Source organism: Streptomyces sp. NPDC102402 (assembly GCF_044765765.1).
In the GTDB taxonomy this organism is placed as follows: Bacteria; Actinomycetota; Actinomycetes; order Streptomycetales; family Streptomycetaceae; genus Streptomyces.
The window spans coordinates 535922-561264 of record NZ_JBIWKR010000001.1 but is presented as its reverse complement, the minus strand read 5'-3'; the positions used below and the strand labels follow the sequence as shown (position 1 = coordinate 561264).

At 69.7% G+C, this 25343-nt stretch carries 18 protein-coding genes and 1 riboswitch; of the genes, 10 read left to right on the top strand and 8 right to left on the bottom strand.

The window, feature by feature from the left end:
* Positions 1 to 16 precede the first annotated feature (16 nt).
* A complete protein-coding gene (locus ACIRJR_RS02275; RefSeq protein WP_403772489.1) occupies positions 17 to 454 on the top strand; it encodes an SsgA family sporulation/cell division regulator in 438 nt (145 codons plus the stop codon).
* A 63-nt stretch (positions 455 to 517) separates the two neighbouring features.
* On the opposite strand, the gene ACIRJR_RS02270 is transcribed toward ACIRJR_RS02275, so the two are convergent.
* On the bottom strand, positions 518 to 1873 hold the full coding sequence (locus ACIRJR_RS02270) for a YibE/F family protein (protein ID WP_403772486.1): 1356 nt from the start codon (positions 1871 to 1873) through the stop codon (positions 518 to 520).
* Between the two features lie 71 nt (positions 1874 to 1944).
* A riboswitch (TPP riboswitch) is annotated at positions 1945 to 2078 on the top strand.
* Here ACIRJR_RS02270 and thiC point away from each other — a divergent pair.
* The gene (gene thiC / locus ACIRJR_RS02265) at positions 2071 to 3873 is read left to right on the top strand and encodes a phosphomethylpyrimidine synthase ThiC (RefSeq protein ID WP_403772483.1); all 1803 of its coding nucleotides are present in this window, start codon (positions 2071 to 2073) and stop codon (positions 3871 to 3873) included. (Overlaps the previous riboswitch by 8 nt.)
* Positions 3874 to 3978: 105 nt before the next feature.
* Here the strand turns inward: thiC and ACIRJR_RS02260 are convergent, their stop codons facing one another.
* The 3 genes from ACIRJR_RS02260 to ACIRJR_RS02250 all read right to left on the bottom strand — a co-directional run bounded on the left by ACIRJR_RS02260 (position 3979) and on the right by ACIRJR_RS02250 (position 7328).
* Complete coding sequence (locus ACIRJR_RS02260) at positions 3979 to 4803, bottom strand: hypothetical protein (protein WP_403772481.1); 825 nt, start codon at positions 4801 to 4803, stop codon at positions 3979 to 3981.
* Between the two features lie 179 nt (positions 4804 to 4982).
* The gene (locus ACIRJR_RS02255) at positions 4983 to 6056 is read right to left on the bottom strand and encodes a metallophosphoesterase (RefSeq protein ID WP_403773771.1); all 1074 of its coding nucleotides are present in this window, start codon (positions 6054 to 6056) and stop codon (positions 4983 to 4985) included.
* Positions 6057 to 6215: 159 nt separating this feature from the next.
* Positions 6216 to 7328 (bottom strand): LacI family DNA-binding transcriptional regulator, encoded by a 1113-nt coding sequence (locus ACIRJR_RS02250; protein WP_376368300.1) that lies wholly within the window; start codon positions 7326 to 7328, stop codon positions 6216 to 6218.
* A 403-nt stretch (positions 7329 to 7731) separates the two neighbouring features.
* Here ACIRJR_RS02250 and hisC point away from each other — a divergent pair, with 403 nt between their 5' ends.
* From hisC to ACIRJR_RS02225, 5 genes are all read left to right on the top strand, one after another.
* The gene (gene hisC / locus ACIRJR_RS02245; RefSeq protein WP_403772477.1) at positions 7732 to 8811 is read left to right on the top strand and encodes a histidinol-phosphate transaminase; all 1080 of its coding nucleotides are present in this window, start codon (positions 7732 to 7734) and stop codon (positions 8809 to 8811) included.
* Between the two features lie 319 nt (positions 8812 to 9130).
* Positions 9131 to 10639 carry a cytochrome ubiquinol oxidase subunit I gene (locus ACIRJR_RS02240; protein WP_403772474.1) on the top strand — a complete coding sequence of 503 codons (1509 nt, stop codon included), beginning with the start codon at positions 9131 to 9133 and terminating at the stop codon, positions 10637 to 10639.
* A gap of 19 nt (positions 10640 to 10658) precedes the next feature.
* Entirely contained in the window at positions 10659 to 11660 is a 1002-nt protein-coding gene (gene cydB / locus ACIRJR_RS02235) for a cytochrome d ubiquinol oxidase subunit II (RefSeq protein WP_403772470.1), read from the top strand.
* A gap of 138 nt (positions 11661 to 11798) precedes the next feature.
* Positions 11799 to 15380 (top strand): thiol reductant ABC exporter subunit CydD, encoded by a 3582-nt coding sequence (cydD, locus tag ACIRJR_RS02230; RefSeq protein WP_403772468.1) that lies wholly within the window; start codon positions 11799 to 11801, stop codon positions 15378 to 15380.
* 61 nt (positions 15381 to 15441) lie between these two features.
* Positions 15442 to 17145, top strand: coding sequence for a GAF domain-containing protein (locus tag ACIRJR_RS02225; protein WP_403772465.1), 1704 nt, complete (start codon positions 15442 to 15444; stop codon positions 17143 to 17145).
* A 128-nt stretch (positions 17146 to 17273) separates the two neighbouring features.
* Here ACIRJR_RS02225 and ACIRJR_RS02220 read toward each other — a convergent pair whose 3' ends face one another.
* The 4 genes from ACIRJR_RS02220 to ACIRJR_RS02205 all read right to left on the bottom strand — a co-directional run bounded on the left by ACIRJR_RS02220 (position 17274) and on the right by ACIRJR_RS02205 (position 22119).
* Complete coding sequence (locus tag ACIRJR_RS02220; protein ID WP_403772462.1) at positions 17274 to 18134, bottom strand: Cof-type HAD-IIB family hydrolase; 861 nt, start codon at positions 18132 to 18134, stop codon at positions 17274 to 17276.
* A gap of 181 nt (positions 18135 to 18315) precedes the next feature.
* Positions 18316 to 19227, bottom strand: coding sequence for an LLM class flavin-dependent oxidoreductase (locus tag ACIRJR_RS02215; RefSeq protein ID WP_403772459.1), 912 nt, complete (start codon positions 19225 to 19227; stop codon positions 18316 to 18318).
* 215 nt (positions 19228 to 19442) lie between these two features.
* Positions 19443 to 19985, bottom strand: a complete 543-nt coding sequence (locus tag ACIRJR_RS02210; protein ID WP_403772456.1) for an RNA 2'-phosphotransferase — start codon at positions 19983 to 19985, stop codon at positions 19443 to 19445.
* A gap of 352 nt (positions 19986 to 20337) precedes the next feature.
* Positions 20338 to 22119, bottom strand: a complete 1782-nt coding sequence (locus tag ACIRJR_RS02205) for an SDR family oxidoreductase (RefSeq protein ID WP_403772453.1) — start codon at positions 22117 to 22119, stop codon at positions 20338 to 20340.
* 380 nt (positions 22120 to 22499) lie between these two features.
* On the opposite strand from ACIRJR_RS02205, the gene ACIRJR_RS02200 reads away from it, so the two are divergent.
* Genes ACIRJR_RS02200 through ACIRJR_RS02190 form a run of 3 tightly spaced genes read left to right on the top strand, consistent with a single transcriptional unit; the run spans position 22500 to position 25319 of the window.
* Complete coding sequence (locus ACIRJR_RS02200) at positions 22500 to 23513, top strand: ABC transporter ATP-binding protein (protein WP_403773768.1); 1014 nt, start codon at positions 22500 to 22502, stop codon at positions 23511 to 23513.
* Positions 23503 to 24411, top strand: coding sequence for an ABC transporter permease (locus tag ACIRJR_RS02195; protein ID WP_403772450.1), 909 nt, complete (start codon positions 23503 to 23505; stop codon positions 24409 to 24411). The genes ACIRJR_RS02200 and ACIRJR_RS02195 overlap by 11 nt, the downstream gene beginning before the upstream one ends.
* Positions 24408 to 25319 carry an ABC transporter ATP-binding protein gene (locus ACIRJR_RS02190; RefSeq protein ID WP_403772446.1) on the top strand — a complete coding sequence of 304 codons (912 nt, stop codon included), beginning with the start codon at positions 24408 to 24410 and terminating at the stop codon, positions 25317 to 25319. The genes ACIRJR_RS02195 and ACIRJR_RS02190 overlap by 4 nt, the downstream gene beginning before the upstream one ends.
* The last annotated feature ends 24 nt before the right edge of the window (positions 25320 to 25343 follow it).

The window sequence follows — 25343 nt, the reverse complement described above, 5'->3', positions numbered from 1 at the left end:
ACTGCGGGGTTGAACGATGCGCGAGTCGGTTCAAGCAGAGGTCATGATGAGCTTCCTCGTCTCCGAGGAGCTCTCCTTCCGTATTCCGGTGGAGCTCCGGTACGAGGTCAGTGATCCATATGCGATCCGGATGACCTTCCACCTGCCAGGTGACGCCCCCGTCACCTGGGCATTCGGCCGTGAGCTGCTGCTCGACGGTCTCAACAGCCCCAGTGGTGACGGCGATGTGCACATCGGCCCGACCGATCCCGAGGGGCTGTCGGATGTGCACATCCGCCTTCAGGTCGGCGCCGACCGTGCGCTCTTCAGGGCCGGCACGGCGCCTCTGGTGGCATTTCTCGACCGGACGGACAAGCTGGTGCCACTGGGGCAGGAGCACACGCTGGGTGACTTCGACGGCAATCTGGAAGAGGCACTGGGTCGCATCCTCGCCAAGGAGCAGAACGCCGGCTGAAGAGGAAGGTCCGGCCGTTCATCGGACACCGGGGGCCCGTGGTGACGCGTCCGGTGTCCCGGCTCACGTCTTGCGGCGTCGGCCCCTCCCGGTCCGTGCGGGTGCAGGAGCCGCGGCTTCCGCGCCGAGCCCCGTGCGGTCCGCGGAGACCACCAGGGCCGCGAGCACCGTCGTCACCGGCACCGAGGCGACCAGCCCGATCGATCCGACCAGCGTCCTGACGATCTCCTCCGCGACCAGTTCGCTGTTGGCCACCGTGCCCACGCTGCTCTGCGCGATCGAGAAGAGCAGCAGCAGAGGGAGCGCCGCGCCCGCATAGGCGAGCACGAGCGTGTTGACGACGGACGCGATGTGGTCGCGCCCGATCCGGATGCCCGCCCGGTAGAGCCCTCGCACGCCCATCGTCGGGTCGGCCTGGTGCAGTTCCCACACCGCCGACGTCTGGGTGACGGTCACGTCGTCGAGGACGCCGAGGGAGCCGATGATCACCCCGGCCAGCAGAAGGCCGCTCATGTCGATGTCCGGATACAGCCCGTGGATGAGGCCGGTGTTGTCGTCCGTGTTGCCGGACAGGCCGGCCCAGCCGATGAACAGGGAGCCCAGCAGCCCGATCAGCAGCAGCGAGATGAGGGTGCCGATCACGGCCACGGAGGTGCGGGCTGTCAGGCCGTGGCAGGTGTAGAGGGCGATCAGCATGATGGCACTGGCCCCGATCACCGCGACGACCAGCGGGTTCGATCCCTGCAGGATCGCCGGGAGGATGAACAGGGTCAGCACGCCGAAGGAGACGGCGAGCGCGATCAGTGCCATCAGTCCGCGAAGCCTGCCCACCACCACCACCGCGAGGGCGAAGATCCCCGCGAGCAGCGCCATCGGGACCGTGCGGTCCACATCGGTCACCGAGTACTGCAGGTCCCGGGGCGCGTCCGGCGCGTAGGCCACGACCACTCCCTGGCCCTCCCGCAGTTGGCGCGGCGCGTCGGGCTGGACGACCTCGACGAACGTACGGCCCTTGTCCTCACCGGTGGTCACTTCGATCGTTGCCTTCTTGCACTCCCCCGACTGCTCGTCGACGGCTTCCCGTCCCGAGGGAGTGGAGGTGTCGCCCGTCGGAGGTACCTGCGAGGCGTTGACATCCGCGCAGTCGACCGCGACGACCTTCGTCACCCGCCCGTCCTGGGTCTGCCGGTCGAAGCCGACACCCGTGCGTTCATGGGCGGGTGCCCCTCCCGGCCAGAACGCCACCAGGCCGACCAGTACCGCTGCGGCGAAGGGGATCACCACGGCGGCGATGACCTTGCGCAGGTGCTTGGACACGGGCGCGGCGGGACCGTGGCTGTGTGTGTGGCCGTGTGCATGACTCTGGGTGCTGCCTGCTGCGGGGCCGTGGGGTTCGGGGGCGCTTCCGGGGGACGTCACCCCGCGATCATCCCAAGAACGAGGGAGGCCCTCTGGCCAGCACGCCAGGCGGGAGGCTAGCGTGGAGACACATTTGCACACGCGGGAGCTCGGAGCACCGGGCTGAGAGGGCGCTGACCTCCGTACATCCGTACGGGACACGCTGCGCCGACCGCCGAACCTGTTACCGGGTAATGCCGGCGTAGGGAGTAGGTCTCATGACCACAGCGGACGCACGCACGCCTGCCTCGACACAGGATGCGCGGAATGCGCAGGATGTGAAGGACGACGAGGCCGGGAAGTCCATCGGCTGGCACAAGGGATACGTCCAGGGTTCACGCCCGGACCTCCGTGTGCCGGTCCGTCAGGTGCACCTCACCAACGGCAAGGACGTGACGCTGTACGACACGTCAGGGCCGTACACCGATCCGGCCACCGACACCGACGTACGGCGCGGCCTCGCCCCGCTCCGGGAGAACTGGATCATCTCCCGTGGGGACACCGAGGAGTACGCGGGCCGTCCCGCGCGCCCCGAGGACGACGGGCTCAAGCACACCTCCCCGCGCGGTGGTCTGCGCAATCTCGACGCGGTGTTCCCCGGCCGCCCCCGTCAGCCACGCCGCAGCCGCGACGGGCAGCCGGTCACGCAGCTCGCGTACGCCCGTCGGGGCGAGATCACCCCGGAGATGGAGTACGTCGCCATCCGGGAGAACGTCGAACCCGCGGTCGTGCGCGAGGAGATCGCCGCCGGCCGGGCGGTCCTGCCGGCCAACGTCAACCACCCGGAGATCGAGCCGATGATCATCGGCAAGCGATTCCTGGTGAAGGTCAACGCCAACATCGGCAACTCCGCCGTCACTTCCTCCATCGAGGAGGAGGTGGACAAGATGACCTGGGCGACCAAGTGGGGCGCCGACACGGTCATGGACCTCTCCACCGGACGCAACATCCACACCACCCGCGAGTGGGTCCTGCGCAACTCCCCCGTGCCCATCGGCACCGTGCCGCTCTACCAGGCCCTCGAGAAGGTCGACGGCCGGGCCGAGGAGCTGACGTGGGAGATCTACAAGGACACGGTCATCGAGCAGGCCGAACAGGGCGTCGACTACATGACCGTGCACGCCGGGGTCCGGCTGCCCTACGTCCCGCTGACGGCCCGCCGCAAGACCGGCATCGTCTCGCGCGGCGGGTCCATCATGGCCGCCTGGTGCCTCGCGCACCACAAGGAGTCGTTCCTGTACGAGCACTTCGAGGACCTCTGCGAGATCCTCGCCGCGTACGACGTGACGTACTCGCTCGGCGACGGTCTGCGCCCCGGCTCCATCGCCGACGCCAACGACGAGGCGCAGTTCGCCGAACTCCGCACGCTCGGCGAGCTCAACACCGTCGCCAAGCGGTTCGGCGTCCAGACGATGATCGAGGGCCCGGGGCATGTCCCGATGCACAAGATCAAGGAGAACATCGACCTCCAGCAGGAGATCTGCGAGGAGGCCCCGTTCTACACGCTGGGCCCGCTGACCACCGACGTCGCCCCCGCTTACGACCACATCACCTCCGGAATCGGTGCGGCGATGATCGCGTGGTGGGGGACGGCGATGCTCTGCTACGTCACGCCCAAGGAACACCTGGGGCTGCCGAACCGCGACGACGTGAAGACCGGCGTCATCACGTACAAGATCGCCGCGCATGCGGCGGACCTCGCCAAGGGGCACCCCGGGGCGCAGGAGTGGGACGACGCCCTGTCCGACGCCCGGTTCGAGTTCCGCTGGGAGGACCAGTTCAACCTGGCGCTCGACCCGGACACCGCACGGGAGTTCCATGACGAGACGCTGCCGGCCGAACCGGCCAAGACCGCGCACTTCTGCTCGATGTGCGGCCCCAAGTTCTGCTCGATGAAGATCTCCCACGACATCCGGCGGGAGCACGGGGACGGGCAGGACGAGATCGAGGCGGGGATGGCCGAGAAGTCCAAGGAGTTCGCTGCGGCGGGCAACAGGGTCTATCTGCCGATCGCCGACTGACGCCTTCTCCTGGGTGGGTGAGGGTGCCGCCCTGACCTGGGCGTCACCCTCACCAGGCCCTGATCGCTCCGGCCCGGCCGTCCCGCTCCGCCCGCCTCCGCCTGGTCACTCCGGCTGGTGCTCCGGGCCGCCGAAGTCCGGACTGGTGAAGTCGGGGCTGGTGAAGGTCGGCCGGGGGCCGGCCGACGGGCCGTCCTCCGGCCCGGAGAAGTCGGGTCTGCTGTAGCCGATCTTCGGGATCCGGTTGGCCGATCGGTGCGGCATCCGCGACGCGGGTCCCGCGGTCGGGTCGGCCAGCGCGTCCCGGAGGAAGGGCAGGATGCCACGTTCCAGGAGGGCGTGGCGCCAGGCCTCCCGGGCGCGCGCGACATCCTCCGGCAGTTCCTCCTCCTCGTCCACGGCGGGCAGCGCGGTGGCGCCGTTGCGCAGGGCCGTGACGAGGAGCCCCACCGCGGCGACCAGGATGGCCGCGGCGGCGACGGCCGCGAAGAACCAGCCGGCGGCGACCATGGTTCCGGCGAAGGCCGGGGCGGGGCTGAGTGCCTTCAGGGGGTACCCGATCAGCAGGAATATCAGGGCGGCCGCACCTGCGAGGACGGGCGCCAGCACGGCGATCACCGCCAGGGTTCCGGCCCCCGTGGGATCGGCCTCGTCCGTGGCCGTCCCGAGGACGGACGCGTGGGCATCCGGGGCCTCCGGCCCGCGCAGCTCGCTGCGGACCTTCACGTAGTGGTCGTACTCGGTGGCGGCCGCCGCGGTGATCAGCAGGGTGGCGTTGAGCGCCATCGTCCGCAGCTGTTCCGTGTTGAGACGGTCGCCGACCCCGTCCAGATCCGGCCGTTCGTGGGCGTGACGCAGCGCGTCGGCAAGGATCCGCTCGTATTCCGGGCGGTCCTCGGCCAGCAGGTGCGGAGCGCTTTTCATGTGCATCCCCCGATGCTCCGTAGTGCCTGACCGGCCGTGCGGGCCGTGCGGTCGGGCGAAACGGAGGAGAGCCTGCTACTGATACGCCGATGGTAGAGCGCCTACGGCGCGGGGTGACAGGGGGTTTCCGGAAATAGGCCCAGCCGTCGACGTGTCAGGTCGTGATGCGTCTTCCCCGGTACTCGTCAGTCATGCAGGGGAAGTTGGACGACCAGCAGCTTTCCGGCCATGGTCACTCCGCCGTCCATGGCGATGGCGAGCCCGTCCGCGTATACGTGCGGGCCGTCCACCACGGTCCGTTGCACGTCCTCGCCGTCCTCCGACCCGACCTCACCGAGCAGGTACGGAATGGGGCTGTGACCGTGGACGACGCGCTGCCCGCCGTACGTCGCCATCAGGTCGCGGACGGCCTGTGCGCCGCCCTCGTCGCGGAAGGCGAAGCGCTTGGTGAGCTTGCGGAAGAGGTCCCAGCACTCGTCGGCGTCGTTCCGCGTCAGAATGGCGTGCACCGTGTCGTTGACGTCCTCGATGGTGGATCCGTAGTCGAGGTAGGCCGTCGTGTCGGAGTGCATCAGCAGGTGCCCGTCCTCCTCGACGACCGCGTCGAGCCGGGCCATCCACTGGAGATGGACGTCCTGGAGCCGCTCCATGTCCGTCTTCTGGCCGCCGTTGAGCAGCCAGGCGGCCTGGAAGGTCGCCGTTCCCGCTCCGGAGTTCACCGGGGTGTCGCCGAACCGCTTCGCGCCGAGCAGGAGCAGTTCGTGGTTGCCCATGAGGGCCTTGCAGTACCCGCCGGCCGCCGCGGCCTCCGCGGAGAGCCGCATGACGAGGTCGATGACGCCGATGCCGTCCGGGCCGCGGTCGGTGAAGTCGCCGAGGAACCACAGCCTGGCGGTGCCGGCCGCCCACCGGCCGTCGGCGTCGACGAGACCCTGCTCGTGAAGTGCGGCCAGGAGCTCGTCCAGGTAGCCGTGGACGTCGCCGACGACGAACAGCGGCCCCCGTCCGGATCCGCCGGAGGACCGGGCCTCGGGCACCGCCTGCACCTGGACGGTGTCGCCCCGCTTGATCACCGGCAGGTCGCGCTCGGTGGGGGTGTACCCCTCCGGCAGCTCGTCGCCCACCGCTGCGTTGCCGGGATGCGGCGGAAGCGGCTCCCTCGGCACCTGGGCATACGGCGGTACGCGGAAGTCACGCAACGTCGCAGTCCGCACTACGGGTTCCTGACCGGCCCCCTGAGTCATCGACCCCTCCACCACCGTCGCGCCTCCGTACACCTGACGGGCCCTGCCTGGTAGAGGTGGTCCGCGGTGTCGTGCGCCCATCATAGGAATGCGGATCGTGCTGTGTGACGCACCAGGGGTGGTGAATCCGTGCGCGCACCTGGTTCATCGGCCGTTTGGTCCGGATTAATCCGATCAGTCCCCGGCGGGTGACCGGGGAGCGCTGACCGTGGTGCGCGGCGGACGCCGCTGGGAGGACGTCCGGACGATGAGTTCCGTCGGTATCACCTGCTCCACCGGTCCGTCGTGCTCGACCCCTTCGATGGCGTCGATGAGGAGCTGGACGACCGCCGTGCCGATTCTGCGGGGCTTGAGCGAGAGCGTCGTGATGGGGGGTTCGGTCGAGGCGTACACCGTGGATTCGCTGCAGCAGACCAGCAGGAGGTCCTCGGGCACCCTCAGGCCGTAGCGGCGGGCGGCGGCGAGCAGATCCGTGCCGTTGGGGTCGAAGAGCCCGTAGACGGCGTCGGGGCGGTCGGGCCTGGCGAGGAGGCGGTCTGCGGCGACGGCACCCGCGCAGGGGTCGTGGGCCGGATAGGACTCGTAGACCGGGTCCTGGCCGACCCGCTCGCACCAGTGGAGGTAGGCGGTGGTGGAGAGGCGGGTGTAGGTGTCGGTGGTGGTGCCGGTCAGCAGCCCGATGCGGCGGGCTCCCGCGGCCGCGAGGTGATCCAGCAGGTCGAGGACGGCCGCCCGGTGGTCGTTGTCGACCCAGGCGGTGACCGGAAGCGTGCCGGCCGGGCGCCCGTCCGAGACGACGGGAAGACCCTGGCGCACGAGTTCGGTGACCACGGGGTCCTGGTCGGAGGGGTCGATGACGACCGTTCCGTCGAGTGCGACGTTCGACCAGACGTCGTGGCGTGAGGTGGCCGGAAGGATCACGAGGGCGTAGCCACGGGCGAGCGCGGCCGACGTGGCGGCTCTCGCCATCTCGGCGAAGTACGCGAACTCGGTGAAGGTGAAAGGTTCATCCCCGTACGTGGTCACGGTCAGGCCGATGAGCCCCGACTTGCCGGTACGGAGGGTTCGGGCCGCCGCGGACGGGCGGTAGCCCAGCCGTTCGGCGACCTCGCGGACATGGCGGCGGGTGGCATCCGGAAGCCTGCCCTTGCCGTTGAGCGCGTCGGACACGGTCGTGATGGAGACCCCGGCCGCCGCGGCCACATCCCGGATCCCCGCCCGTCCCTGTCGGCCGCTGCGCCGGGGCGTCTCTGTCCGGCTCACCTGGTGCTTCCCTGCTGCTGTCATGGCGAGCCGATAGTAGGGCTCCGGTGCCGAGTTGGGCCGGTCGCATATGCCTACGTTGACAGGCACGTTTTTGCATGATCGAGAACGTGTAAATGCCTTGCAAATCAAGGGTGTTGAGGCCCTAAGGATCAATGTGTCATGCATCGACGCGCATGAACCTGCTAAGTGGCCCATGTCTCGAAGAGGTCTCAACTCACCTGTTCGAGGGATGCGCGCCACGGAGTGAGCGACCGGCGCGCGACGAGATGCGCAGTGCTCCCCCCTCCCGGAGCCTGCCGGGGGCATGCGGGACCGGCCTTTCCTGCCGGAGGGGGCGATTTCGGATCCTGGCCGTTCGCACGGACGCCCAATCCTCATAAGGTGAGCAGTATTGATGTGTACGGACGGTCGAGGAGGACCTGCGGTGAGCGAGACGAGCCCCAAGCTGCGCGCCGAGCTGGACGGCGTCCCTGCGTATGTGCCGGGCAAGCCGGCGGCGGCGGACGGACCGGTTGCCTTCAAGCTCTCCTCCAACGAGAACCCGTATCCCCCGCTGCCGGGCGTCATGGAGTCGGTGCTCGCGGCGGCCTCCGGCTTCAACAGGTACCCGGACATGGCCTGTACCGGTCTGATGAACGAGCTGGCCGACCGGTTCGGGGTGCCGGTCTCCCACCTGGCCACCGGCACGGGCTCGGTCGGTGTCGCCCAGCAGCTGCTCCAGGCGACCTCGGGCCCGGGTGACGAGGTGATCTACGCCTGGCGCTCGTTCGAGGCCTACCCGATCATCACGCAGATCAGCGGTGCGACGTCGGTGAAGGTGCCGCTGACCTCCGGGGAGGTGCACGACCTCGACGCCATGGCGGGGGCGGTCACGGACCGGACGCGGATGATCTTTGTCTGCAATCCGAACAACCCGACCGGCACCGTCGTGCGCCGGGCGGAGCTGGAGCGGTTCCTCGACCGTGTGCCGGACGACGTCCTGGTGGTGCTCGACGAGGCGTACAAGGAGTTCATCCGCGACGCCGAGGTGCCGGACGGTATCGAGATCTACCGGGACCGTCCCAACGTCGCGGTGCTGCGGACCTTCTCCAAGGCGTACGGCCTGGCGGGGCTGAGGGTCGGCTTCGCCGTGGCGCACGAGCCGGTGGCGGCTGCGCTGCGCAAGACCGCTGTCCCGTTCGGTGTCAGTCAGGTCGCCCAGGACGCCGCGGTCGCCTCGCTGCGTGCCGAGGACGAGCTGCTGGGGCGGGTGGGATCGCTGGTGGGTGAGCGTGCCCGGGTGTACGACGGGCTCGTGCGGCAGGGCTGGACCGTGCCGGAGTCGCAGGCGAACTTCGTCTGGCTGCGGCTCGGGGACCGCACGCTCGATTTCGCCGGGGTCTGCGAGCGGGCGGGTGTGGTCGTGAGGCCGTTCGCCGGCGAGGGCGTGCGCGTCACGATCGGGGAGACCGAGGCCAACGACGTGTTCCTGAAGGTGGCGGAGTCCTTCCGCCAGGAGCTGTAGCGGCTCGGACGCTCCCGACGGACCTCCGGTGGCCCCGGACCTCGATCACCGAGGTCCGGGGCCACCGTGTTTCGTGCCGGTGTGCCGCGCCGTCCGGGGACCGTCCGGCTTCGGTCTGCCCGGCCGGGGGACTGTCCGGTTTCGGTCTGCTCGGTCGGGGCGGCCGGAAAGCACCCCCCACCCGACCGGCACCAGAACATGTGCGCCATAATGCTTGTGAATGTGAACGCGTTCACAAGCGCGTCCCGTTTCCTCCCTGATCGGGTGGATTGACTGGGCGGGCTGCGGCTGTGATCACGGCGACGTAAGGAGAAGAGTCATGGACCTGGCTCTGGCACCAGAGACCCTGGCGCGATGGCAGTTCGGCATCACCACCGTCTACCACTTCCTGTTCGTCCCTCTGACGATCTCTCTCGCGGCGCTCACCGCCGGCCTGCAGACCGCCTGGGTGCGTACGGAGAACGAGAAGTACCTCAGGGCCACGAAGTTCTGGGGCAAGCTCTTCCTGATCAACATCGCCATGGGCGTGGTCACCGGCATCGTGCAGGAGTTCCAGTTCGGTATGAACTGGTCCGACTACTCGCGGTTCGTCGGTGACGTCTTCGGTGCTCCGCTGGCCTTCGAAGCGCTGATCGCCTTCTTCTTCGAGTCGACCTTCATCGGCCTGTGGATCTTCGGCTGGGACAAGCTGCCGAAGAAGATCCATCTCGCCTGCATCTGGATGGTGTCCATAGGCACGATCCTCTCGACGTTCTTCATCCTGGCCGCCAACTCGTGGATGCAGCACCCGGTCGGCTACCGGATCAACGAGGAGCGCGGTCGCGCCGAGCTCACGGACTTCTGGCACGTGCTCACGCAGAACACCGCGCTCGCCCAGTTCTTCCACACGATCACGGCGGCCTTCCTCGTGGGCGGTGCCTTCATGGTCGGGATCGCCGCCTTCCACCTGGTGCGCAAGAGGCACATCCGGGTGATGCGGACCTCCCTGCGGCTCGGTCTGGTCACCGTGGTGGTCGCGGGCCTGCTCACCGCCGTCAGCGGCGATGTGCTCGGCAAGGTGATGTTCAAGCAGCAGCCCATGAAGATGGCTGCGGCCGAGGCTCTGTGGGAGGGCGAGAGCGGAGCACCCTTCTCGCTCTTCGCGGTCGGTGACGTCGCCGAGGGGCACAACACCGTGGAGGTCTCGATCCCCGGAATACTGTCCTTCCTGGCGGACGACACCTTCACCTCGTACGTCCCCGGTATCAACGACATCAACAAGGCGGAGCAGGAGAAGTACGGACCGGGCGACTACCGGCCCAACATCCCGGTCGCGTTCTGGAGCTTCCGCTGGATGATCGGCTTCGGTATGGCGTCGTTCGGGCTCGGTCTGCTGGGGCTGTGGCTCACACGACGGAAGCTCCTGCTGCCACCGGCGCTGCGTACCGGTGAGGACGAGGTGCCGAATCTGGTCCTCTTCAGGAACAAGGTGCTGAGCCCCAAGCTCGCCAGGCTCTACTGGATCACCGCCCTGTGGACCATGCTCTTCCCGCTGATCGCCAATTCCTGGGGCTGGATCTTCACCGAGACGGGGCGCCAGCCCTGGGTGGTCTACGGAGTGTTCCAGACCCGGGACGCCGTCTCCCCCGGGGTGTCGCAGGGCGAGATCCTCACCTCCATGATCGGGTTCACGGCGCTCTACGCGGTGCTCGCGGTCATCGAGGTCAAGCTCCTCCTGAAGTACGTCAAGGCCGGACCGCCCGAGCTCACCGAGGCCGACCTCAACCCGCCCACCCGGATCGGCGGCCACGACCAGGACGCCGACCGGCCGATGGCCTTCTCCTACTGAGATCAAGCGGAGCTGAGAGATGGAACTCCACGACGTCTGGTTCGTGCTCATCGCCGTCCTGTGGACCGGCTACTTCTTCCTGGAGGGATTCGACTTCGGAATCGGGGTCCTCACCAAGCTGCTGGCCAGGGACCGCAAGGAACGGCGGGTCCTGATCAACACGATCGGGCCGGTCTGGGACGGGAACGAGGTCTGGCTGCTCAGTGCCGGCGGCGCGACCTTCGCTGCCTTCCCGGAGTGGTACGCCACTCTGTTCTCCGGTTTCTACCTGCCCCTGCTGGTCATCCTTCTCTGCCTGATCGTGCGCGGGGTGGCATTCGAGTACCGGGCGAAGCGGCCCGAGGAGCGCTGGCAGACCAACTGGGAACACGCGATCTTCTGGACCTCGCTGATCCCCGCCGTTCTCTGGGGTGTGGCCTTCGGGAACATCGTCCGCGGAGTGAAGATCGATGCCGACATGGAGTACGTCGGCAACCTCTGGGACCTGCTCAACCCGTACGCCCTCCTCGGCGGACTGGTCACACTGTTCCTCTTCACGTTCCACGGGGCGGTCTTCGCCGGGCTCAAGACGGTGGGGGACATCAGGGGCCGGGCGCGTGGGCTGGCCCTGAAGCTGGGACCGGCCACCGCGGTGCTCGCGCTGGGCTTCCTCGTCTGGACCCAGGCGGACAACGGCAACGGGCGGAGCCTGGCGGCCATGACCGTCGCCGTGGTGTCGCTGGTCCTGGCCATCGGTGCCATCGCGGCGGGGCGCGAGGGCTGGTCCTTCGCGTTCTCCGGAGTGACCATCGCGGCGGCGGTCGCGATGCTCTTCCTGACGCTCTTCCCGAACGTCATGCCGTCCTCGCTGAACGACGCCTGGAACCTGACCGTCTCCAATGCCTCGTCCAGCCCGTACACCCTCAAGATCATGACCTGGTGTGCCGGGATCGCGACTCCGGTGGTGCTGCTCTACCAGGGCTGGACGTACTGGGTGTTCCGCAAGCGCATCGGCACGCACCACATCGCCGACGCGCACTGAGCGTCCCGGCGTCCACTGGACGACCCGCCGCACGGTGACCGCGCCGATCCGCAGGGACTCGCCGGCGGGACGTACTGAACCTGGCCCGTGCATTGAACTAGCTGAGCGAGCGACGAGCTCACTGGGGAGCTGTTTCACGTGAAACCGATCGATCCGCGTCTACTCCGGTACGCCCGGGCCACCCGGTTCTTCCTGGCGGCCGTGGTGGCGCTGGGCCTGGTCGGGGCCGCCCTGGTCATCGCTCAGGCCATGCTCCTGGCCGAGGTGGTGGTGGGCGGTTTCGAGGACGGCCTGACGGCTGCCGAACTCCGCACACCGCTGCTTCTGCTGGCCGCCACCGCGCTGGGCAGGGCGTTCGTGGCCTGGCTGACCGAACTGGCCGCCTACCGGGCGAGTTCCGCGGTCAAGTCCGAACTGCGCGACCGGCTCATGGAACGGGCCTCCGGCCTGGGGCCGGACTGGTTGAGCGGACAGCGCACCGGGTCACTGATCGCGCTGGCCACCCGGGGGGTCGACGCTCTGGACGACTACTTCTCCCGCTACCTTCCCCAGCTCGGGCTCGCGATCGTCGTGCCCGCGGCGGTCCTGGCCAGGATCGTCACCGAGGACTGGGTCTCGGCGGCGATCATCGTGGTGACGCTCCCGCTCATCCCGCTCTTCATGATTCTGATCGGCTGGGCCACCCAGTCCCGGATGGACCGTCAGTGGAGGCTGCTGTCACGGCTCTCCGGACACTTCCTCGACGTGGTCGCCGGACTGCCGACCCTGAAGGTGTTCGGGCGGGCCAAGGCGCAGGCCGAGTCGATCCGCTCCATCACCACGCAGTACCGCCGAGCCACACTGAAGACGCTGCGGATCGCCTTCCTGTCGTCCTTCGCCCTGGAGCTTCTGGCAACCCTGTCCGTGGCTCTGGTCGCGGTGACGATCGGGATGCGGCTCGTCCACGGAGAGCTCGACCTCTACACCGGGCTGGTGGTTCTCATCCTGGCGCCGGAGGCATATCTGCCGATCCGCCAGGTCGGCGCCCAGTACCACGCGGCGGCGGAGGGGCTCTCGGCCGCGGAGGAGATCTTCGCGGTGCTGGAGACCGAGCCCGCCGCCGCGGGCACCCAGGACGTGCCGCGGTCGCTGCGGCTGGAGCTCGAGGGCGTGACGGTCCGGCACCACGGCCGGACCACGCCCTCGCTGGACAGGGCCTCCCTCGTGGTCGAGCCGGGGGAGACGGTAGCCCTGGTCGGTTTCAGCGGGGCAGGAAAGTCCACGCTCCTCCATGTGGTGCTCGGTTTCACGGCACCCGACGAGGGGCGGGTCCGGATCGGTGGAACCGATCTGTCCGCCGTCTCCCCCGAGCGCTGGCGCGAGCAGATCGCCTGGGTGCCCCAGCGCCCCCACCTCTTCGCCGGGACGATCGCGGAGAACGTACGGCTGGCCCACCCGGAGGCGGACGACGAGGCGGTCACGGCCGCGCTGCGCGAGGCAGGGGCGTACGACTTCGTCGACGCGCTCCCGGAGGGTACGGGGACGCTGCTGGGCGAGGACGGTGCCGGACTCTCCGCGGGGCAGCGCCAGCGGCTCGCCCTGGCGCGGGCCTTCCTCGCCGACCGGCCTCTGCTGCTGCTCGACGAGCCGACGGCGAGCCTGGACGGCGAGACGGAGGCGGGCATCGTCGACGCGGTGCGGAGGCTGGCCGTGGGCCGCACCGTGCTGCTGGTCGTACACCGGCCGGCGCTGCTCTCGGTCGCGGACCGCGTGGTGGCGCTGGAACCTGATTCGCTGCCCGGCCGGGTGGGGGCGCGCCCCACGGACGCAGGTGTTCCCGCCGCTCGGAGTGGTCCGGACGACGCGGGCGTCCTGGGCCCGGGGGAGCCTTCCAGGGCGGACGCCGCCGGGCTCCGAGACACCGGCGGGCTGCTGGTGGACACCGCGCCGGGGGCCGTCGGCCGTGTACTGGCCAGGGTCCGGAAGGCTGCTGGGTCCCAGCACGGGAAACTGGGTCTCGCTCTGCTGCTGGGCAGTCTTGCCGTGGGGTCGTCCGTCGGCCTCATGGCTGTCTCCGGATGGCTGATCTCGCGCGCCTCCGAGCAGCCGCCGGTGCTGTATCTGATGGTCGCCGTCACCGCGACGCGGGCCTTCGGCATGGGCCGTGCCGTCTTCCGCTACGCCGAGCGGCTGGTGTCGCACGACGCGGTGCTCAGGATGCTCGCCGAACTCAGGGTGGCTGTGTACCGGGGCCTGGAGCGCATCGCGCCCGCCGGCCTCCGTGCGACGCGGCGGGGCGACCTGCTGTCCCGGCTGGTCTCCGATGTGGACACGTTGCAGGACTACTGGCTGCGCTGGTCGCTGCCCGTGGGAACCGCGCTCGCGGTCGGTGCGGGGTCCGTCGCCTTCACCGGCTGGATGCTGCCGGAGGCAGGCGGCGTCCTGGCCGCCGGTCTGCTTCTCGCCGGTGTGGGCGTGCCGTTGCTGAGCGGTGCCTGCGCCCGGCGTGCCGAGCGCCGACTGGCGCCGGCCCGGGCCGCTCTGGCGGTCGGGGTCGCCGACCTCCTCGGCGGGACGGCCGAGCTGACCGTCGCTGGTGCGCTGCCGGCACGGAGGGAGCGGGTGCGCGTGGCGGACAGGGTCCTCACGGGGATCGCCTCGCGTGCGGCGGGCGCGACCGCACTGGGAGGCGGACTCTCCGCCCTGATCTGCGGCCTCACCGTCGTTTGCGCGGCAGCCGTGGCACTTCCCGCGGTGTTCGACGGACGGCTGGAAGGCGTGGAGCTCGCCGTCGTCGTCCTCACTCCGCTCGCGGCGTTCGAGGCCGTGACGGGGCTCCCGCTCGCGGTGCAGTACCGCCAGCGGGTCAAGCGCAGTGCGGAGCGTGTCTTCGAGGTGCTGGACGCTCCCGTGCCGGTCGGCGAACCGGCCGCACCGGCCGAGGCGCCCGACTCACCCTTCCCGATCGAGGTGCGAGGGCTGTCGGCCACGTACCAGGGCGCTGGACGCGACGCCCTGCACGCCGTCGATCTGACGCTCCATGCCGGCAAACGGATCGCGGTCGTGGGCACGTCCGGTTCGGGGAAGACCACGCTCGCCCAGGTGCTTCTCCGCTTCCTGGACGCCCGGGAGGGGACGTACCGTCTTGGCGGGGTCGACGCTTCCGCGCTGGACGGGGACACGGTCCGGACCTTCGTCGGACTGTGTGCCCAGGACGCTCATGTCTTCGACAGTTCCATCCGCGAGAATCTGCGGCTCGCCCGCACCGGTGCGACGGACGGTCAGCTCACCGACGCCCTCGCGGCGGCCCGGCTGCTGGACTGGGCCGAGTCCTTGCCCGACGGCCTCGACACGATGGTCGGCGAGCACGGCGCGCGGCTCTCGGGAGGCCAGCGGCAACGGCTGGCGCTGGCCCGAGCGCTCCTCGCCGACTTTCCCGTACTCGTGCTCGACGAGCCCGCGGAGCACCTCGATCTGGCGACCGCGGACGCGCTGACCGCGGATCTGCTGGCGGCCACCGAAGGGCGTACGACGGTGCTGATCACCCATCGGCTGGCCGGGCTCGACGCGGTGGACGAGGTGCTGGTGCTGGACGGGGGCCACGTGGTGCAGCAGGGCCCGTACGCCGCCCTGGCTGCCCAGGAGGGTCCGCTGCGGCGGATGCTCGAACGCGAGCAGGGGCCGGGGCTGACGGGGTCTGAGTGGAGGCGGCCGGTGGCTGCGGCGTCTGTGCGGGCCTGAGGGCGGCGGCTCCGGCACAGCCCGACTTTCCGGACTATTCGTTCCTTACTAGGCTCAGGTCATGCCGGAGCCGGATCCCAAGGACTCGCCCGGAGCCGCGCGGCGCACCGGAGGCCTACGAGGGCTCTCCGCCGAGCTCACCGCGCGCGTTCCGCAGCTGCTGGAAGCGACGAGGTCGGTCGGAACGGGCCTGGAGCTCCACTCCACCCTCGATCGCATCTGCGAGACCGCGGCCGAACTCGCCCATGCCCGCTATGCGGCCATCGGTGTCGTCGAAGGGCCCGGTGACAGCCTCTGCGACTTCATCACGCACGGGGTTCCCGACGAGGTCCGACAGGCGATCGGGCGCCCGCCCGACGGCCACACGGGTCTCCTGGGCGCCCTGATCGAGGAGGGCGTGCCCATCAGGCTGGAGGACCTGGAAGCCGACCCGCGCTTCGCCGGCTTTCCCGCCGCCCATCCGAGGATGCGCACCTTCCTCGGGGTTCCGATCCGGGTCCAGGGGAAGATCTTCGGCAACCTCTACGTGATGGAGAAGCGCGACGGCGGCGTCTTCGGGGACGACGAACTGCACATGCTGCGTGTACTGGCCACGGAGGCCGGCATCGCCATCACACTGGCACGGACGTACGAGGACGCCCGGCAGCGGGGGAAGTGGATCGACGGCTCGGTGGCCGTCACCACCGCCCTGCTCTCGGGCGGGGACGCGGACGAGGCACTCGCGGTCGTCGCCGAACAGGCCCGCCGCCTCGCCGACGCGGCGGCCGGAATCGTGCTGCTCCCGGCCGCCGCGGGTGGTCTGGAGATCGTCGCCGTGGCCGGGGACAAGCCGTCCGCGTCCCTCGGAGTGATCATCCCGCCGCAGAGCCCGGTGGTGGCGGCGCTCCTGAGGGGTGAGGAGGTGTTCCTGGACGACGCGGCGACCGACCCCCGTCTGATCACCAGGATGGCCGACCGGTTCGGCCCGCACATGCTGCTCCCCCTGCGCAGCGGCGGACGCGTGCTCGGAGCGCTCTCCATCCCGCGGATCCGGGGGGCGCGGCCGTTCACCGCGACGGAGCGGACGCTGGCCGCGCACTTCGCCGCGCAGGCGGCCCTGGCCCTGAAGCTGGCCGAGACGCAACGGGACCGGGAGCAGCTGGTCGTCTACGAAGGCCGGGACCGGATCGCACGCGACCTGCACGACCTCGTCATCCAGCGTCTGTTCGCCACCGGGATCATGCTGGAGGGCGCGCAGCGCTGCTCTCCGGTCGCAGCGGTGCAGGCCGGGATCGGACGGGCCGTCGCCGAACTGGATGTGACCATCCAGGAGATCCGTACGGCCATCTTCGCGTTGCAGCAGGAACCGGCCGAGGCGCCGTCGGGACTGCGGACCCGGGTGCTGCGGGAGATCAACATGGCGGCGGTGCCCCTGGGTTTCGCGCCCTCACACCGATTCCTCGGCCCCGTCGACTCCCTGGTGGGCGAGCTCGCGGGCAAGAACCTCATCGCCGCCCTGCGCGAGACGCTGTCCAACACGTTCCGTCACGCGAACGCCTCGCGCGTCGAGGTGGAGGTGGACGCGACCGCCGTGCTGCCCGACGGGCGTGACGCGGTCCGGCTGACGGTCGTGGACGACGGGGTCGGCATCCCGGAGGGCGGGCGGCGCAGCGGTCTGCGGAATCTCGCCAGGCGTGCCGAGTCGCTGGGCGGCGCGAGCTGGTTCGGGCCGGGGGCCGGGCAGGACAGCGGTGGCACCACGGTGACCTGGCAGGTCCCGCTGTGACACCGCCGGGGCCTCCCACAGCGTGGCGGGGGTCCCGCTGTGACAACACCGGGGCCTCCTGCACCGTGGCCGGGTCCGGGCTGTGACAGCGCCGGGGCCTCCTGCACCGTGCGGTCCCGGCGTCGGCCTCAGTGGGTGGCGAGAATCCGCTCGATGACCACCGCGACACCGTCCTCGTCGTTCGTGAGCGTCACACCCGACGCGGCGGCCACCGCGGCCGGATGGGCATTGCCCATGGCGAACGAGGCACCCGCCCAGCTCAGCATCTCCACGTCGTTGGGCATGTCCCCGAACGCGACCACCTCGGCCGGTGCGATCCCGCGTTCGGCACAGCAGGCGGCGAGCGTGGCGGCCTTCGAGACCCCGAGGGCGCTGATCTCCAGCAGAGCGGTAGGGCTGGACCGGGTGAACGACGCACGGTCCCCCGCGACCTCGCGGGCCAGCGTGAGGAAGGCGTCAGGCGCCAGCTCGGTGTGGTGGGCGAGCACCTTCAGGACCGGAGTGCCCGCGCCCGGGGCCTCCTCGTGGAGCAGCTTCTCCGCGAGGGCGACCGTGGCGCCCGGGTCCATGTGGAACGGCGGGTAGGCGGGCTCGTAGTGAATGCCGGTGGTCAGCTCGACGGCGAACGAAACACCGGGCGCCGCCTCGCGCAGGAGGTCGACCACGGCCAGGGCGATCGTGCGGTCCAGCGGATAGACCTTGAGCAGACGGCCGTCGCGGAGATCGGCGACCGCGGCCCCGTTCCCGCAGATCGCCATGCCGTGGCTCTGGACATGAGGGCTCACGACGTCCATCCAGCGGGCGGGCCTGCCGGTCACGAAGAAGACCTCGATCCCGGCCTCTTCGGCGGCTGCGAGGGCGGCGGTCGTACGGTCCGACAGGGTCTTGTCGTCGCGTAGCAGGGTGCCGTCGAGGTCGGTGGCGATCAGCCGGGTCACGGCAGGCAGAGGCGGGTCGGTAGCTGAGGTCACCGGGTCATTCTCCCGCATACAGTCGCACGTGCGTGCAGAGGGGCGCACATCTGAGAGGGTGAGCCCTTGAGCTGCGGAACGTGCCTTCGGCATATGCCGAAGGCCGGTCGGCTTCTGTCGGCCCCCCGAGACGCCGCCCGGCTGCCTCATGGGCCCGGCTTATCGGCTCCGTCCCGGGCCGGAGGCCGTGGTCCCGCGTTCAGCGGAGCTGGGCCAGGGCCTCGGTGGCGATCTGTTCGAACACCTCGGCGTCCAGGGCGAAGACGGAGTCCGGCACCGGCCAGTGCACGACGATCTCGGTGAAGCCGAGGTCGAAGTGCGTCCCCGCGAAGTCCACGAACGCGTCGAGCGACCGCAGCGGCCGACCCGGTGTGAAACCGGTGAGCAGGATCTTGTCCAGCACCGCCGCGTCCCGGCCGACCGCCTCGCACGCCGCACCCAGCCGGTCGATCTGGCCGCGGACGGCCGTCACGGACTGGTCAGGGGTGCCGGACTCGAACAGTTTCGGATCACCCGTGGTCACCCAGGCCTGACCATGCCGCGCGGCGAGCTTCAGCCCGCGCGGTCCGGTGGCGGCGACCGCGAAGGGCAGCCTGGGGCGCTGGACGCAGCCGGGGATGTTCCGTGCCTCGTTCGCGGTGTAGAACCGGCCCTCCTGTGTCACGGAGGGCTCCCGGAGCAGCCGGTCGAGCAGGGGGACGAACTCGTCGAAGTGGTCCGCACGTTCGCGTGGAGTCCAGGGTTCCTCGTCGCTCCGGCGCAGCGTGGTGGCGTCGAAACCGGTGCCTCCGGCGCCGATGCCGAGCGTGATCCGCCCGCCCGAGATGTCGTCGAGGGTGATGAGCTCCTTGGCGAGCGTCACCGGGTGCCGGAAGTTGGGCGACGTGACGAGAGTGCCCAGGCGCAGCCGTTCGGTGGAGGCAGCGGCGGCTGTCAGCGTCGGGACCGCGCCGAACCAGGGCCCGTCGCGGAAGGTCCGCCAGGCCAGGTGGTCGTAGGTGTAGGCCGCGTGGAAGCCCAGCTCCTCGGCACGGGCCCACAGGGCCCGGCCGCCGTTGTGCCAGCGGTGGATGGGCAGGATCACGGTGCTCAGTCGGCGGGTCGAGGTCATGACCACGACTTTACGGCGATGACCCCAGGAGCTCCGCAGACGACCGGGAACGGCGGCACACAGGAGGAGCGCTGCTGCGGCAGGGCGGGTGGCGGTGACAGCCACCGGGGTCCGGCGCCGCGCGGGTTCCGAGGCCGGCCCGCGGCCCGCCATGAACCTCGACGGCTTGTGCGTGCGGCTCGTGGGGCCTGGAGCGCTGCCCTGCGGCCCGCGCGTCACTCCCGCAGACGGAGGAAGGCCGGCGGGACGGCGTCGGTGAGCCATACCCCGTTGGCGCTGACGTGGAAGAGGTGTCCCGCCCGGTGCATGGCCCCCGCGTCCACGGCGAGGACGACCGGGGCACCGCGCCGGGCACCCACGCGGACCGCCGTCTCGCGGTCGGGCGAGAGGTGGACATGGTGGCGGTCCATGGGCCGGAGTCCTTCGGCGCGGATGGCGTCGAGCGAGCGTGCCACGGTGCCGTGGTAGAGGTACGCGGGAGGCTCGGCCGGAGGGAGTCCGAGGTCGACGACGACGGAGTGGCCCTGGTTCGCCCGGATGCGGTCGCCGACCACGGCGAAGCGCTGCTTGTCGTTGACCGCGACGACGTGGTCGAGTTCGGCCCTGGTGACGGCGAAGCCGTGCAGGGCGCATGCGCGGAGCAGCTCGTCGACGGCCACCCAGCCGTGAGCGTCGAGAGTGAGACCGATCCGGCCGGGTTCGTGCCGTAGATGCTTCGACAGGTATTTGGACACCTTGACGGTGCGTCTTTCGTCCATCCCGTCAGAGTGCCCGCGGCGCCTCCTGCGGCGCACCTCGATTTCACTCGACCGTCACTGCGATTGTTGCCGGCGCCAGGTTTGATCCACAACCAACTCGGTTTATCCACAGGTCTTTTGGCGAACCTGTGGACAAGTGACATGCCATTCAAACTATTTGGGCAACTCGCCCTGTAATGACCGGATATATGCGTTGCGTACCACTGCATTCATCACAAGTCCCGCCCACGCCAACCCAGATCGCGAAGTGCGTGCGAAACGAGCGAAGTTCAAGAAGGGCACCCGGATCGAGGACAACCAGGCCGTAGCGGAGCCTTGTTGCAGCACTCGTGCACGCAACTCCACTTGGACGTCACAGCGGTGGCTCTATCCGCGCGAAGCCTCGCAGCAGTCTGGGACTGATCCGCTGGAGCAGACGTGCCCCTCTGGCCTCGGGTGTCACCGGCACCACGGCCCGGTTGTGCAGCACGGCTTCGAGGATCGCGTGAGCCACCTTCTCCGGGGGGTAGTTGCGCCGGGCGTACAGCTGAGCGGCGCGCTTGCGGAGGCGCTCCTCCTCGGCCTCGTCGGCGCCGGCGAAACGGGCGGTCCCGGTGATGCCGGTGTTGATGAGTCCCGGGCATATCGCGCTGACCCCGATAGACCTCTCGGCCAGCTCGGCACGCAGGCATTCGCTGAGCATCAGTACCGCTGCCTTGGACGTGCTGTAGGCAGGCAGCGCGCGGGACGGCTGATAGGCCGCAGCCGAGGCGACGTTGACGATGTGACCGCCCTGCCCACGATCGGCCATCTGCCGGCCGAAAACGCGGCAGCCGTGGATGACTCCCCACAGGTTCACGTCGAGCACCCTGCGCCACTCCGCGCTCGTCGTGTCGAGGAAGGAACCCGACAGTCCGATACCGGCGTTGTTCACCAGGACGTCCACCACCCCGTGTTCGGCGGCGACCTTCTCCGCGAGCTTCTCCATCGCCTGCTCGTCCCCGACGTCCACCACTTCGCTCCACGCCGACGGAGCGCCGATCGTGCGTGCCGTGTCCGCCGTGCGGGCGGCCCCCTCCGCGTCACGGTCCACGGCGACGACCCGTGCGCCGGCTTCCGCGAACGCCAGGGCGGTGGCCCGCCCGATCCCCGAGGCCGCACCCGTCACCAGTACCAACTGGCCTCCGAATCTGGCTGCATGGGCGCCCACGGGCGCCGCGCCCGGTGCGTGCTCGGCTGCGACGACCCCCAGTTCGCCGCTCTCCACCCTGATGGCGAACTCGCCGATCCAGGAGGCCAGCTGATCCGGCCTGGTGCGCGGGACCCAGTGCTTGGCGGGCAGGGTGTGGCGTACCAAACGTGGTACCCAGGAGTCCAGTTCGTCGTAGAGCGACGGTGAGAGGAAGGCGTCGCCGGTCGGTGTGATCAGCTGGACCGGGACGTGCGCGTACGCGTCGGGGCGGGGGCGGCGCAGCCGGGAGCGGACGTTGTCGCGGTAGAGCCAGGCCCCGTGCGCCGCGTCCTGCGGGAGCGAGGCCGTCGGATACCCGTCCGACGGAACCTTCTCCATGCGCTGCAGGATCCGCGGCCATTGCCTGCCGAGCACCCCACGCCAGGCCATTTCCGGCAGAACCGGTGTGTGCAGCGCGTACACGTACCAGGACTTGGCGCCCTGGCCGAGCAACTGCCCCACGCGGCGCGGGCTCGGACGGGACACGCGCCCCTTGATCCAGTGCCCGAAGTGGTCGAGGGACGGGCCGGACATGGAGGTGAACGAGGCGATGCGGCCCTTGGTGCGCTCCACCGTCGCGAACTCCCACGACTGGACCGAACCCCAGTCGTGGCCGACCACATGGACAGGCCGGTCCGGGCTCACGGCATCCACGACGGCGAGGAAGTCATCGGTCAGCTTCTCAAGGGTGAAGCCTCCGCGCAGCGGCTCGGGCGCCGCCGACCTCCCGTGTCCCCGGACGTCGTACAGCACCACATGCCACCGCTCGGCCAGTCGCGCCGCGACCTCGGACCAGACCTCCTTGCTGTCCGGATAGCCGTGCACGAGCACGATCGTCGGCCGTGACGGATCGCCCGACTCGGCGACACACAGCTCGATTCCGCCCGTACGCACCCAGCGCTCGCGCGCGCCTCGCAGATCCACGCAGCCTCCTCGTCCGGTGCCGGCGTTGCGGTACGCGTCCGTAACGTGACACCGCTGAAATGTGGCAACCGACGGCACGCCGCGTCAAGGGATGCCCCGAACCTGTGGACAAGGGCCGTGGGCGAGATCCTGTGGACAACACCACTGCGCGCGGGGATCTCGGACGAACGGGCACCCTGATTCCGGAGGAACTCTGACATACAGGAACAGGCCGGCCTCGCATCAGTCGCGCGTGACCCGGGTCCTGGGACCGGACCGGTGCGCGATGTCCTTCCCCGTGGGGTCCCCCTACGGGTCCGTACGCCTGGAGTCTGACGTGGATACAGCCGTCTGGGCTGACGACGTCCGGCGCGCTCGCCGCTACCGTCGATGACGTGACTGTGATCGCAACCGAAAGCCTGAGCAAGCGGTTCCCGAGGGTGACCGCACTTGACCGGCTCTCCTTGGACATCGGACCGGGCGTCACCGGCCTGGTGGGTTCCAACGGAGCCGGCAAGTCCACACTGATCAAGATCCTTCTGGGTCTGTCCCCCGCCACCGAAGGCCGGGCCGCGGTGCTCGGGCTCGACGTGGCGACCGAGGGCGCCGCCATCCGGGAGCGGGTCGGGTACATGCCCGAACACGACTGCCTGCCGCCGGACGTCTCGGCCACCGAGTTCGTCGTCCACATGGCGCGCATGTCCGGGCTGCCGCCCACCGCGGCGCGCGAGCGCACCGCGGACACCCTGCGCCACGTCGGGTTGTACGAGGAGCGCTACCGACCCATCGGCGGCTACTCGACCGGCATGAAACAGCGGGTGAAGCTGGCCCAAGCCCTCGTCCACGACCCGAAGCTGGTGCTTCTCGACGAGCCGACGAACGGCCTGGACCCGGTCGGCCGCGACGAGATGCTCGGTCTGATCCGCCGTGTCCACACGGACTTCGGCATCTCGGTGCTGGTCACCTCACACCTCCTCGGCGAGCTGGAGCGCACCTGCGACCACGTGGTCGTCATCGACGGCGGCGCGCTGCTGCGATCGAGCTCCACGAGCGACTTCACCCAGACCACCACGACGCTGGCGGTCGAAGTGACCGACAGCGACGCCCACCCCGACGGCACGGACGCGCTGCGCCAGGCCCTCACCGCGGCCGGGATCAAGCTCGTCGGAGCCGACGGACTCGACGTCGAAGGGCTGCCGGGCGCGGGCCACATCCTCCTGGTGGAGGCGACGGGCGAGGAGACGTACGACGTGGTCCGCGACAGCGTCGCCCGGCTCGGGCTGGGGCTCATCCGGATGGAACAACGGCGTCACCACATCGCCGAGGTCTTCCGCACCGAAGCGGCGCCCCGGGCTGCCGCGGCCGTGCCGGCAGGCGCCGGACAGCAGAAGGGGAACGGTCACGATGAGCACTGAGACGGGAACCGTGACCGGGAGCGACACCTCCCGGATCCACAACATCGGATACCGCTCCTATGACGGCGTCCGCCTGGGGCGTGCCTACGCGCGCCGTTCGCTGTTCTCGCAGTCGCTTCGCGGCTCGTTCGGACTGGGCAGGTCCGCCAAGTCCAAGGTGCTGCCGATGCTGCTGTGCGGGGTGATGTGCATGGTGGCGCTGATCCTGGTCGCTGTCGCCATGGCCACGCCCAACATGACGAAACTACCGATCAAGTACACGGACTTCGCGATCTACCTGCAGGCAGTGATCGGGCTGTTCATCGCCTCCCAGGCGCCGCAGTCCGTGTCCAGGGACCTCCGCTTCAAGAGCGTGCCCCTCTACTTCTCGCGGCCGATCGAGCGCGTCGACTACGTGGTCGCCAAGTTCGCCGCCATGGCCTCGGCCCTGCTCATCCTCACCGGGCTGCCCCTCGTCATCCTGTACGCGGGCGCACTGCTGGCCAAGTTCGACTTCGCCGACCAGAGCAAGGGCTTCGGACAGGGGATGGTCTCGGTGGCGCTGCTCTCCGTGCTGTTCGCCGGGCTCGGACTCGTGGTCGCCGCGCTGACGCCGCGCCGTGGCTTCGGGGTCGCCGCCGTGATCGCCGTTCTGACCATCACCTACGGAGCGGTCTCCACGGTCCAGGCGATCGCCTGGGAGACGAATTCGGCTGATGCCATCACCTGGCTGGGGCTCTTCTCGCCCATCACGCTGATCGACGGTGTGCAGACCGCGTTCCTCGGCGCAGCCTCCGCCTTCCCCGGCGGTGAGGGACCGGGAGCCGCCGCCGGCGTGGTCTATCTGATCGTTGTACTCGCGCTCGTCGCCGGCTCGTACGCCGTGCTGATGCGCCGCTACCGGAGGGTCGGGCTGTGACCACCATCGAGATCGACCACACCTCCCGCTGGTTCGGCAACGTGGTCGCCGTGAACGACGTCAGCATGACCGTGGGCCCCGGGGTGACGGGACTGCTCGGCCCCAACGGAGCCGGAAAGTCCACACTGATCAACATGATGGCCGGCTTCCTCGCGCCGTCGACCGGCGAGGTGACGCTCGACGGCGCCCGGATCTGGCGCAACGAGTCCGTCTACAAGGCGATCGGGATCGTGCCGGAGCGGGAGGGGATGTACGACTTCCTGACCGGCCGCGAGTTCGTCGTCGCCAATGCCGAACTGCACGGACTGGGCGACGCGGCCGCGCACGAGGCGCTGGCCACGGTCGAGATGGAGTACGCCCAGGACCGCAAGATCTCGACGTACAGCAAGGGCATGCGCCAGCGGGTGAAGATGGCGTCCGCGCTGGTCCACGACCCGTCCGTGCTCCTCCTCGACGAACCGTTCAACGGCATGGACCCGCGTCAGCGGATGCAGCTGATGGAGCTCCTGCGCCGGATGGGCGCGGAGGGCCGCACGGTGCTCTTCTCCTCCCACATCCTCGAGGAGGTGGAGCAGCTCGCCTCGCACATCGAGGTGATCGTGGCGGGCCGCCACGCCGCGTCCGGCGACTTCCGGAAGATCCGCCGGCTGATGACGGACCGGCCGCACCGCTATCTCGTCAGGTCCAGCGACGACCGGGCGCTCGCCGCCGCGCTCATCGCGGACCCGTCGACGGCGGGGATCGAGGTCGATGTGGCGGAGGGGGCCCTGCGTATCCAGGCCGTCGACTTCGGGCGGTTCACGACGCTGCTGCCGAAGGTCGCGCGCGAGCACGGCATCCGGCTGCTCACCGTCTCCCCGTCCGACGAGTCCCTCGAATCGGTCTTTTCCTACCTCGTAGCGGCCTGAGTAGTGGCCCATAAGGAGCTGTGA